This is a genomic window from Ulvibacter sp. 2210JD10-4 (assembly GCF_058148525.1).
On sequence record NZ_JBYVJZ010000001.1, the window covers coordinates 540,682 to 552,843 of the forward strand.

At 30.4% G+C, this 12,162-nt stretch carries 11 protein-coding genes and 1 tRNA gene; 4 read left to right on the forward strand and 8 right to left on the reverse strand.

The window, feature by feature from the left end; genetic code table 11:
- Positions 1 to 190 precede the first annotated feature (190 nt).
- The 3 genes from ACY2RT_RS02720 to ACY2RT_RS02730 all read right to left on the reverse strand — a co-directional run bounded on the left by ACY2RT_RS02720 (position 191) and on the right by ACY2RT_RS02730 (position 2,408).
- Entirely contained in the window at positions 191 to 1,465 is a 1,275-nt protein-coding gene (locus ACY2RT_RS02720) for a site-specific integrase (protein ID WP_490154334.1), read from the reverse strand.
- A gap of 218 nt (positions 1,466 to 1,683) precedes the next feature.
- Positions 1,684 to 1,758, reverse strand: a tRNA-Pro gene (locus tag ACY2RT_RS02725).
- 203 nt (positions 1,759 to 1,961) lie between these two features.
- Positions 1,962 to 2,408, reverse strand: coding sequence for a nuclear transport factor 2 family protein (locus ACY2RT_RS02730; protein ID WP_490154335.1), 447 nt, complete (start codon positions 2,406 to 2,408; stop codon positions 1,962 to 1,964).
- A 172-nt stretch (positions 2,409 to 2,580) separates the two neighbouring features.
- On the opposite strand from ACY2RT_RS02730, the gene ACY2RT_RS02735 reads away from it, so the two are divergent.
- From ACY2RT_RS02735 to ACY2RT_RS02750, 4 genes are all read left to right on the forward strand, one after another.
- Positions 2,581 to 3,123 carry an RNA polymerase sigma factor gene (locus tag ACY2RT_RS02735; protein WP_490154336.1) on the forward strand — a complete coding sequence of 181 codons (543 nt, stop codon included), beginning with the start codon at positions 2,581 to 2,583 and terminating at the stop codon, positions 3,121 to 3,123.
- A 2-nt stretch (positions 3,124 to 3,125) separates the two neighbouring features.
- Positions 3,126 to 3,767: a HEAT repeat domain-containing protein gene (locus ACY2RT_RS02740; RefSeq protein ID WP_490154337.1), complete on the forward strand. Its 642-nt coding sequence runs from the start codon at positions 3,126 to 3,128 to the stop codon at positions 3,765 to 3,767.
- Between the two features lie 6 nt (positions 3,768 to 3,773).
- A complete protein-coding gene (locus tag ACY2RT_RS02745; RefSeq protein ID WP_490154338.1) occupies positions 3,774 to 4,517 on the forward strand; it encodes a DUF4097 family beta strand repeat-containing protein in 744 nt (247 codons plus the stop codon).
- A gap of 71 nt (positions 4,518 to 4,588) precedes the next feature.
- Positions 4,589 to 6,031 (forward strand): serine hydrolase domain-containing protein, encoded by a 1,443-nt coding sequence (locus ACY2RT_RS02750; RefSeq protein ID WP_490154339.1) that lies wholly within the window; start codon positions 4,589 to 4,591, stop codon positions 6,029 to 6,031.
- A gap of 93 nt (positions 6,032 to 6,124) precedes the next feature.
- On the opposite strand, the gene ACY2RT_RS02755 is transcribed toward ACY2RT_RS02750, so the two are convergent.
- From ACY2RT_RS02755 to ACY2RT_RS02775, 5 genes are all read right to left on the reverse strand, one after another.
- Positions 6,125 to 6,877: a hypothetical protein gene (locus ACY2RT_RS02755; RefSeq protein WP_490154340.1), complete on the reverse strand. Its 753-nt coding sequence runs from the start codon at positions 6,875 to 6,877 to the stop codon at positions 6,125 to 6,127.
- A 37-nt stretch (positions 6,878 to 6,914) separates the two neighbouring features.
- Positions 6,915 to 8,207, reverse strand: coding sequence for a retropepsin-like aspartic protease (locus tag ACY2RT_RS02760; RefSeq protein WP_490154341.1), 1,293 nt, complete (start codon positions 8,205 to 8,207; stop codon positions 6,915 to 6,917).
- A 75-nt stretch (positions 8,208 to 8,282) separates the two neighbouring features.
- Positions 8,283 to 8,741, reverse strand: a complete 459-nt coding sequence (locus tag ACY2RT_RS02765; protein WP_490154342.1) for a helix-turn-helix domain-containing protein — start codon at positions 8,739 to 8,741, stop codon at positions 8,283 to 8,285.
- A 976-nt stretch (positions 8,742 to 9,717) separates the two neighbouring features.
- Positions 9,718 to 10,158, reverse strand: coding sequence for a YybH family protein (locus ACY2RT_RS02770; RefSeq protein WP_490154343.1), 441 nt, complete (start codon positions 10,156 to 10,158; stop codon positions 9,718 to 9,720).
- Positions 10,159 to 10,166: 8 nt separating this feature from the next.
- The gene (locus ACY2RT_RS02775) at positions 10,167 to 12,155 is read right to left on the reverse strand and encodes a M13 family metallopeptidase (RefSeq protein WP_490154344.1); all 1,989 of its coding nucleotides are present in this window, start codon (positions 12,153 to 12,155) and stop codon (positions 10,167 to 10,169) included.
- Between the last annotated feature and the right edge of the window lie 7 nt (positions 12,156 to 12,162).

Here is a 12,162-nt window from a genome sequence, read left to right on the forward strand (position 1 = left end):
TTTAATACGTAGCGTCGCCTTGGCGCGCTACCCTCTTGCTTTACAAATCTTATCCGCTACGCTACTAAAATTTGTAAACCTAAAAAAGGGATGCAAATTCACAAAACATAAGTATTGCACCCTATCCGATTTTTGCTTGACGTTTATCTACCGGAACACTACAAAAACCGGACAGGAACCATGTGCAAGGTCAGCTATGGTATGATTTGGGGAGCGAACTTTGCTCTGCTCCGCTCGACTCTTGTTCCCTTTGCTGGTAATGGTCTATTAAAAGGTTCATGTCCTCCCCTACTTTCTTTTGCAGTACCCTTGCATAGATCTGGGTGGTGGACAATTTGGTATGTCCCAATAGTTTGGATACCGTTTCTATAGGCACCCCATTGGATAGGGTTACTGTAGTGGCAAAGGTGTGCCTTGCGGAATGAAATGTAATATGTTTATGGATACCGCAAACCTTTATTATTTCCTTTAGGTATTTATTGGTCTTTTGGTTGCTGAGCACCGGAAGTAGTTTTTCGGAAACTTTACTTTCTTGTCCGTACTTCTCCACGATCTCTTTTGCTTTCGGAAGCAAAGGTATTTTTACCGTTTCATTGGTCTTTTCCCTTTTGGTATGGAGCCAATGGTTGCCATCTATACCGATCAACAATTGGGTAGGCACCAATTCTTTTACATCGATATAGGATAGTCCTGTATAACAGCTAAAAAGAAATACGTCCTTTACCCGTTCGTAGGTTTCGCTTGTAAAGGTGGTATCGGTAATCAGATCCAATTCCCTTTGTGTTAGATAATTTCGTTCGTTTTTTACAAAATTGAGTTTATAGTTCCGAAAGGGGTCTTTGTCCAACCATTCCAATTTTACGGCTAGATTGGTCATTTTCATCAACCGTTCCAAATGTTTCATCGTCCCGTTGTTGGAACAGGTTCTTCTGGCCTTCTTGGGTCTGTAGGTTCTGATGTATTGTTCATAATCTACAATAAATCTATAGTTCAATTGCTTTAGGAAAATATCGTTCACTTTCTTTTTATCTTTTAAAAACTGTTTCAGGTAGTTTTCTGTGGAATAATAGTTTTTCATCGTTCCCTGCTTTAAGGTAGTATGCATATTGGTATTATGATAGGCTACCAGTTCCATAAGGGTCTTATGCTGTTCGTCCTCGCCCAGATAACGTAGTTTGATGGCGTTGGCGGTAATCATCTTACGTTCCAAGTGCAATTGCTTGTAGGAGTTGAATATCCCCCCGTAAACTTGTTCCAGATAACTATTGAGTCTTTCGATGCCGGGAGTGTTTCCTTTGGCCCTTCCCCTTAAAACATCCCAATTGCACACCGGAATATCCCGTTTTAGACTAATTTCCGCTCGTTGTTGGTCGGCCGTGATCCGGATATAGATATCCAGTTTTTTAGGATCGTTCCGTTTTTTTCGGGTAAAGAAGATTACCGCTAATGTACTGTCTGTCCGCATGTTGTACGTCTTTTTTGTTAAACAATGAATACTTGTAAAGACTACATTTAGATCGCCTCATTGCTACTTAAAAGTACAACAAACACCATACCGGATTGCACACCTGATTGCACACCTAAAAGATGGTATTATTTGATATCGTATGATTACAGAAAAAATGAAAAGCACTGATAATCATAAGATTAACAGTGCTTTGATATCCACTATATAGTGGTTCGTCGGGATGACAGGATTTGAACCTGCGACCACACGGCCCCCAGCCGTGTACGCTAACCGGACTGCGCCACATCCCGAAATTAGAATTGCAAAAATAATCAAATTTAAAAGGATACAAACAAGTTTTGATTTATTATTCTAATGCTAGAGAAGTAAAATCAATTAAAGGATGACATATTTCAATTAGTTTAGAAAAAGATATTGATTTAAACAGCTTGCCAAAAAAATAATAGCATTAATAGAAACCGTTTTTCCTAAAGCAAAATTGTATCTATTGACATTAATGTTTTTTGTCTTCTCTTTCTTTGAACTCCCAAAACACATTAATAATTTTCCAATTCCCTTCTTGTTTTAAAAGATGAATATATTCGGTCCATCTAACTTTTGGATATCCAGTCCTCAGGCTTGCACTGGCCATATTACCATAGACAGTAATATTTTCTACAACATTATATTGATGTTCTACTTCAAATTTTTGTTTCGTTAGCATAAGTTTTTTTAATTTCTCAGGAGGAAAATCATCACTTAACGTACCATCTGGATTTAATCCTCTTTTAGCAAGTCTTGGATGTAATGATTCATTCATTATATCAAAGTTGTTTTCAAAGAAATTTTCTATGTAGTTTAAAATAGTTTTTTCTATTGCAGCGTCTTCTATTGTTTTCAACTGAGCGTGAGAAGTAACTGCAGAAAATAATGCGATAATAATGATAAATACTTTTTTCATTGATGTTATATTTTGTAGTTATTTAATAATGCTTACACTATTATAACTTAGACTGAGAGTTATTGTCGCATTAATTAGTTACTTTATTTATATTTAATAAAAAAGATTTTTTTTGAGACAAATTAACATTCTCTAAGTTATAGTTATAGAGGTTAATACGAACATCATTTTTTTGCAAGAAATAGATTTAATTATAGGATGTCAACAAAACAGCTATATAGCTCAAATGCAAGTTTATGAGCAATATAAGGATATGTTATATAATACTAGTTGGAGAATTTTAAAGGATGATTATAATGCTCAAGATGCAGTTCATGATACATTTATAAAGGGCTTTAAAAATATTGACCAGCTAAAAGGAGATAAAAACTTAGGAGCTTGGTTAAAGCGTATTGTAATTAATCGATCCTTAGATATTATTAAAAGAGAGAATAGAATTATTAGAATAGATGACGTTGATAATAGTTTTAGAGAAGAGCAAGTTGAACCAGCTAGCATAGAAGTAAGTAAACCTATAACAGCAATAGAAATTATTAAGTATTTAGATAAGCTCAAAGAAAAATATCGAATAGTATTGACGTTATATTTAATTGAAAATTATACACATAAAGAAATTGCAGATTTTTTGAACATAAATGAAAGTACGGTTAGAAATCAATATGCAAGAGGGAAAGAACAATTGCAGAAAATAATTAAAGCAGACGTAACATTATGAAATTGGAAGATATTATAAATGAAAATAGAAATGATTTTGATTATAAAAAATTATCAGATACTAGTAGAAATGATTTTGAGAAAGTTTTGAAAAAGGAATTACATACTAAATCAAAGACAATTAAAAATATTCCAAATACCATAAAAATAGCTGCTAGTATAATATTGCTAGTTGGGGCTTATACTTTTGGAAGATATCACAATAGTATTAATTTTTCAAATGATATGGTTGAAATTGAAACAGAGAACCTTAAAACAAAAAAAATTGCAATGTTGTCTTTAATAAGCAGTAGTTCACCACATAATAGAATTGAAGGAATAAATTATGCAAATGAACTGTCAATCCCCGATAAAACCATATTAAATGCGCTTATAGAACGTTTATTTTATGATCAAAACACAAATGTTCGTTTTGCAGCATTACGTGGATTAGAAAATCATGTAACTATAGATTTAGTAAAAGAAGCATTAATAAAATCCTTAAGCATAGAGGAAGATTCTAGAATTCAAGTGACTATAATTAATCTTCTAGTAAATATTAATGAAAAAAGAATAATTAAACCAATTCAAAATATTTTAGAAAACGAAAATGTAGACCCAAGTGTAAAAGAGCATATTAAAGACATATTACAGCAATTAATATAATAGAAAATGAAATTTCACAAAATCACAATAATATTTATGCTCTTATCCCATTCCTTAGTAGCACAAACAGAGAAATCTATAGAAGACCTTGTTAAATCTATGGAAGGTTATGAATGGGTGATAATTGAATCTTATGAAACAATTATATTAGAGGCTAACAAATCGTATAATTTAATTATCCCTGGTTATAATGAATTGGAAGAAGACCTAAAGTTTACTGAAAATACAAGTATTAATAGCCAAGGTTATTATGTCTATAAAAAAGGAAATAATCTTATAGTTAAAGATTATAGAAAAAGAGGGAGAAATACAAAGATCTTTTTACCAAAAAATCAAAAGATTAAAGTAAAGAGTTTAGGGCTACAAAATATTAGCCTAACCAATTTCAATGGAAATATTGAAGCTGAAGCCTTAAATTCAGGGGATATAACCTTAATAGATTGTACTGGATCAAATATTATAAATGCAAACAAAGGAAATATTAGAATCTACTTTGAAAATGTTAAACAAAAATCCCCAATATCAGCTATATGTTATTCTGGAGATATTACCATTACGCTTCCCAAAGATGCGTTTGCAAATATTGACTTAGAAACTGGAACAAAAAAAATACAAACAGAATTTAAAATAACAGGGAAACATGTAAATATTATTGGGGAAAAAATAATAGGTATCATAAATAAAGGTGGCCCTAAAATTTCGCTTAACACAACTTTTGGGAATATTATACTAAAAGCATCAGAAAAATAAACATCTTTTTTAGTACATATGTTTCAAAGAGTTTAAGTTTTTGTAACAATGAATAATATTAAGAAAAGCTTATGAAAATCCGAATTCAAATTTTACTGGTATTTTGCCTCTGTTCTTTAAATATATATGCGCAATCTAAAGGAGAAAAGATAAGCTCTCTGTTAAAGATGTATCATACATACAACCAATTTAGCGGTACTGTAATTGTTGCAAATGATAAAGAGATAATATATGAAGATGCCATAGGCTTGGCAAATAGAGAATGGAATATCCCTCATAAATTAGAGAGTAAATTTGTTATTGGATCTTTATCAAAACAATTTATTGCTGCTTTAGCATTAGTCTATAATCAAGAAGGTAAGATAGATTTAAATATTCCCATAATTAAATATATTCCTGAATTACCAAATAGTGATATTTTAAAAAGTGTCACCATTCATCATTTGCTTTCAAGCACATCTGGTATACCTCATTACAATGCTTGGGATGATTTTTTAGGAAATAAAGATCGGTTAATTTACTCTAAAAAAGATCTTTTGGAAATGTTTAAAGATGTAGAGCTGGAATTTGAACCTGGGTCCAGGCATAGATATAGTAGTCTAGGATATTTGATTTTAGGTTATATTTTAGAAAATGTTGGAGGAAATGATTTAACTACTTTATTATCTAATAAAATTTTCACTCCTTGTAAAATGTCAAGCACGTTGTTGCCAAAAAGCAACGAAATTATACCTTTAAGAGTCAATTCATATAGATATAATTATAGTACAGCTCGTTATGATAATGCAAATTACAGAGATCCAAGTACTACATTTTCAGCAGGAGGCATTATATCAACAGCATCAGATTTATTAACCTGGGATAGGGTTTTAAATGGAAACACAATTCTTTCTGATGCTTCAAAACAACTATTGTTTAATCCAGTTGATAGAAACTATGCGTATGGGTGGAGAACACTACTAAGAGGAAGCAATCAAGATATGCAGGTTCAGTGGCATGCAGGAATGTCAACCGGCTATAAATCTATAATGGTTAGATTACCAGAAACGGGATATAGTATAATCCTTTTAAGCAATATTAGAGATATGCCACATATGGAGATTACTAATCAGATAATCAATATATTATTTGATAGAGAAGTTACATATCCTAAAAAATCATTACTAAAAAAATTACTTAAAGAAATTGTAAGCTCAGATATTTATAAAGCAATTGATTTGTATCACAATACAAAAGAAAATCATTTTAACGAATACTCTTTTTCTGAAACAGAATTATTAATCTTAGGAATGGAACTGAATTCTGAGAAAATGTTTAATGAAGCCATTGAAATTTTAAAATTAAACCTGAAAGAAAATACAGGTTATAGAATAAATAACTTTCTTCTTTTAGGACAAAACTATGAAGCTGTTGGTAAATCCAAAGAAGCTATTTTAAATTATGAAGAAGCATTAAAAATTGATGCAACAAATAGTCAAGCTAATGAGAGGCTGAAAGTTTTAAGACAGAATTAATTTTTAGTTAGAAAACAAAAAAACCTATAATAATTTAGCAGAAGAGATTATTGTTTAGATATTATATCTTTTTTCTAATGGGTTATATTAAAATCAACTCTTAGGCATTGTAAAAACTGAATCGTCTATAATAGGGTTCCATTCAACTGCTGTCGTTTCCAATATTTGAAATGTGTCTTTTCCGTATTTCATTGTTACGGTAAATGGATATGAATAACCATCAACAGTTTTATAATTTGTCATATAAGATGACATCGTTTTCCCTTTATCGGGTCCAGAAATAACTTCTGATTCAGTAAAAACAGGTAAATACTTTTCGACATCTATATAGAGATACAAGATGTTTTCGACCTCCTTACCTTCATTCCATTGAGGGCGTTTCGTTAGTTTTATTTTGTAAGTATCTATTTCATTGATCTTCTCTATACCTACATAATCTACATTAAACCCATTTTCTTTCCAATTATGTCCAGGATATGGAAAATCATACATTAGTAATTTTGTGTTTTTAGATGTATCCGGATCCTTTTCTTCAGGTTCCATTTGTTGATTTGAACCCCAAGCTATATTGCCGTCAAAGGCAATTGAGACGTAATTCATGCCACTAACTTGAAGTGAGGTAATCTGTTTTCCATCTTTTTTCATAATTCTTTCAAAAGGAAGTTCCATTCCGCCTTGAGATATCAATTTGGCAGTACCTGTTATTTTAAAGGATTCTATTTCATCCCATTCTTTTTGTCCTCCACTGAGTTCTGTGTATTTAGCCATTATGGTTTCAGCATTTTGAGCTATTATAAAATTTATACTTAAAAAAAGTAATGCGCTAAAAGCAATTGTTCTTTTCATACTATTATTTTTTTGTTTATTATTTATTTCCAATATTTTAATTTTCAAAATGAATAAACATTTTATCAAAATTTAGTATCATTTTATCAAATTTTGATATTAGATCCTGGCCAATATTTCCAAAAGAATATTGATCTGAATCCTTAATTAATTTTGGTATGAGGCTTACAGAATCTAGAACAACCCGATTGCCATTAATCATGGGTTCGAAAACAACACTATACCCTTCAACTTCTATATTTCCCCCGGCACCACCAAATCTTATTTTAGTTTTGGGATACGTACTTAAAATTTCATCCTTCTTTAAATCATAATATGATTTGTAAAGCATTGTATTATCTGCTCCGGTATCAAACGTAAAGTACATCTCATTATCATATTTGTCCTTCAAATTCACTATAGGTGTTAGGTATTCTATCGCTAGGTTTACTTCTTTTTCGAGTTTACTTTCCTTAGGAACATAAATACTATCCTCTTTTAAAAAGTGTACTTCTCTCATAGCGGAAATTACAGGATAACCTAATATGCCTTTTATTTGATAGTCAATTTGGGGTATATATAATGCTTCGTCTGGAAATATTAGAAAAACTACATTTTCAAAAAACATGTTTTCGATTGTAAGGTTTGCAGCTACTCCAATTTTAGATTTAACGCGCGCTCCTGTTATTGTATTTACACTAACTTCCACTTCTATAATATCCAAACTCATTTTTTTGGCCTGTGATTCAATAATTGTGGAAATATTTGCCCCGGTATCAAAAATAAAAGGGTACTCTTGATCGTTGGATTTTACATTAAGATTTTTTAGCCCAGCCTTGTCTTTTACTAATTTAATAAAGGAATCGTCCTTAAATTCTATAATTTGTTTTGGGTAATTAGCTATCGCTTTCCAAATTATTCCATTATTTTTTGTGCTTTGCAGTTCATCATGGGTAATAACATCTTTGTACTTAGTGATAAGTATATTGGTAACTTCATTAGCATTCTTATAATCGAATAATTTTACAGAATTAGACAGTTTTATATTTAGCAGATCTTTTTTCTCCGTTTGGGTCAAACTGTCTTCATATTTATTGAAAAGAATATCTATTGCTTCGTTAGAATCTTTTAGTTTATTAAAAAGATTATCTACTGTAGCTTTTATTCTTAAATACTGAAAGTCATTAAACTGTTCTTTATGAGTATTAAAAATGTGTTTAGATTTAAAGTAAGACTTAACAGTAATAAGAGAATCTATTCTTTTTATAATTTTATCTTGAGATCCAGATGATTGAGATTGACATCCTGTAAGAAACAGAGCAAAGATTACAATACATATTATTTTTTTCATCACTGAATGTTTTCAGCAATAATATCAAGTTTATGAATTGTAAATGTTATTCTGCTTGAAGTCGAACAAAATATTTTAATCTTTTGGGAAATTTCGCTCACGATATTGTTTTGCAGTAATTCCGGTATTCTTTTTAAAAGCTGTATTGAATGATGACCTTGAATTAAAACCGACCTCATACATAATCTCATAAATCTTATAGTCCTTATACTCTATATTTGCCAGCATTTTTTTGGCATCCTCAATCCTATAAGTATTAATAAATTCGAAAAAGTTTTTATCAAAGTTTTCATTTATGATCTGTGACAAGCTTTTTGGATGTGTTTTTAATTCTACCGAGAGAGAATTCAAAGTAATGGACTCCTCCAAATAAAGTTTTTTGACATACATTAGGTCTTTTAATTTATCTGCTAAAAGCCTGCTGTCACTTTTGCTTAAAACTGAATCTCTATATTTTTCAATCTTACGAATATCACTTTGCTTTTTATAAATGTAGTATGCTTTTAAAATTTTTAAAAAAAGGCTTCGTGTCATTAGAAATAGACAACCTAACAATATTGCAATAAATGAAAACCTAAATTGCATTTTAGGTGTTGTAAAAAACATTTCAATTAATACTGTAATAAAGACAAACAATATAACTAGTAGAAAACTAAATTTGTTCAACCATTTCTCTGATATATTGTTTTTAGTATTTCTATTCCTTAGAACTATTATTTTTTTTGAAGCCAAAACATTAATTGATTTAAATAAATAAATACCAAAATGCGCCAATACAAAACATATTAAATAATAGAAAAAAAAATTATTAAAAACATTTAATAAGATCAAGACCATTACTGCTAAACCAGGAGCTAAATGATAAAAGTGTTCTCTCAAAAAAAGACTCTTACTTTTGATAGTGCCGGTTATAAAAAAAAATAGAAAAGGTCCAAAAACGAGGCCGGTTGCAGGAATCAGATTAGGAAATGAAATACTTGAGAATATTAGTAAATAACTATTTAAGATCACAAAAATAGATAACGAAATTAGAACGAGAATATATTTATTTTTATAAGCTAGCCATCTAAAAAAAAACAAATAAAAAAAGCCTAAGAGAATTAACAAAAACATTGAAATTTTTACAAGATCAAATTCTCCATTAAATTCATAAGTTTCCATAAATCACTAAATACTTAATTAGTTGTGTACAATCCTAAGCCAAATAGGTAGATTACTGTAAATTTAAAATAGTCTTTTTTCCTCAATCTGTTAATTGTAAGTAAATATTTGTACATCAAAGCTAAATGTTTTGAATGTTGTAGTTGTAGTCTTTCAAGAAGTTAAACAAAGTCATTGAATTTAAATGTATAAAGCATTTAATGAGGTAAGCAGATCAGCATAAGGGATTTATCAAACCATGTTTTATGATGACCAAAAAATGCAAAACCTTGTAAATCATATAGTTTACAAGGTTTTAAACAACGATAATAAAAAAACTTACTGAATATTTATATCTTTTTTATCGATTTTAACTTGAATGATCAGTTATAATGTACCAGCCATTTTCATCTTTCTTCATAATGACTGAAAACCACCCACTATTAATACTCTCTCTATTTGAAAATTTTAAGTTAAATCTTCCTGTTACAAAGTATAATTTACCTGAAAGTTTTCTAAAATTGAAATTATCAAAAGTAAGAGTTCCCATTTTACCTTTAGGAAAATACTTTTTATAATTGGAAAGGATTTTATCATAACCAAATGTTACACCTCCTTTAGACACTGTTTGAATAGGCTCTGTTTTGGAATAAGCCTGCATATAACACTCTATATCATTATTATTCCAGCATTCTTCTTGCATCTTGAAATTTTCAAGTATACTTTTTTTATCTAATTTATCTAAATCACTTTGTGCGGTTATATTTACACCTAACAAACTCACAAATACTAATAATAGGCTTTTCTTCATTTTTTAATTTACCAGATTGTTATTATTTCTTCTCTGCGCATATTACTTCCTTTTGGAATATTAAACGCCTTAATAAATTCTTCAAAATTGGATAGTGCTCCATTTGCTCTATAAAACCCTGGTGAATGCGTATCAGTTTTTATTCGGTTTTCCAGTGTCTCGTCTCTAAATTTAATTCGCCACATTTTTGCATAGGCTATAAAAAAGCGTTGTTCATCTGAAAGTCCATTAATTACTTTTCTACCATTCTTTGCTTGGTTCATTTTCATAGCCTCAAAAGCAATAGCTAATCCTCCTAAATCTCCAATATTTTCGCCTAATGTTAGTTTTCCATTTATTGGAATTGAATCCAAAACTTTATATTCATTATACTGTTCTTCTATTTTTTTAGCTTTAGCTTCAAACTTTTTCCTATCCTCTTTGGTCCACCATGATTTTAAATTTCCGTCAGCATCGTAAAGACTTCCATTATCATCAAAGCCGTGAGAGATCTCATGCCCTATTACTACTCCTATAGAGCCATAGTTTGTAGCGTCATCTGTATTATAATCAAAGAAAGGCGGATTTAGTATTCCTGCAGGAAAGACAATTTCATTTCTAGTTGGAGAGTAGTAAGCATTAACTGTAGGTGGAGTCATACTCCAATCGTTAGGATCAATTTCTTTACCTATTTTATTAATCTCTCTTAAAAAATCGAATTCAGTTAATCGAACAACATTTCCAAAATAATCATTAGGTAAAATATCTACTGTAGAATAGTCCAGCCACTTGTCTGGATAACCAATTTTCACACCCATTTTATCTAACTTGTAGCTGGCTTGTTTTTTTGTTTCTTCAGACATCCAATCATATCGTCTTATGCGTTCGTGCAAAGCTTTCTTGAGATTATTTATTAACCCAATCATTTTTTCCTTATTTTTTTTTGGAAAATATTCTTTCACAAACAGCTTGCCTAAAGGTTGCCCTAAATTACTGTTTACTGAATTTTGTGCTATTTGCCACCGTGGGAGCTGTTCTTGTGTGCCTTGCAATGTTTTTCCATAAAAGTCAAAACTTCTATCTCGCATATCTTTACTAAGCAATCCCGTGAATGCTCTTATAACTTTCCATTGCATGTAGGCTTTCCAATCTTCAATCGAAAAATCGTTAAGCATCCTATCAAACATAGCCAAAAATTCAGGTTGAGAGACTAAAGTATAATTTACTGATTTTTTTATGCCTACATTTTCAAAGTATGACTCCCAATCAATGTTAAATGTTAGTTTATTTAATTCTTCAAGGCTTTTTTTGTTATAGCTCCTTTCTGAATCTCTACCCTGAACAGGTGTTCTTTGGATTCGAGCCATTAACGTTTCCATTTCAAAGATTTTTTCGGCTATTGCCCTTTCATTTCCAGTATATAGTTTTGAAAGCTTAAACGAGTCTTCAATAAAATCAATATACTTAGCACGAAACTCTATATATTGCTTTTTGTCTTCTAAATAATAGGCTCTATTTCCTAAACTCAATCCAGATTGATTTATTCTTAAAGCATAAACCGTACTATTTTTAGCATCTACTGAAGCATAAATACTTATTGGAGCCTGAACACCTTTAGTATATAATTGCGCAGTTAGCTTTAAGTAATCTTCAATAGTGCTTATTTTATTTATGTCATCAAAATAAGACTGCAATGGATTTAAACTTTTTGCTTCAATAGTAAGAGAATCCATGCAACTTGTATACAGATCGGCTACTAATTGCTCTGTAGTCCCCTTTGTATAACTCTTTTTATTTTTTGAGAGTTTTTCAAAAATCCCTTTTATACGGTCTTGATTTTCAAAATACACTTCGTGAAAGCTTCCCCAAGAGCCATAGGCAGCAGGTATTTCTGTGTCTTGCATCCACTTACTGTTTACATATGAATAAAAATCATTATAAATAAGGGCTTTATCCTGTGAGAAAATTGACAGCGACAATAATCCTAATAGAAAGGAAAAAAATATTTGTTTTTTCATAATAGAT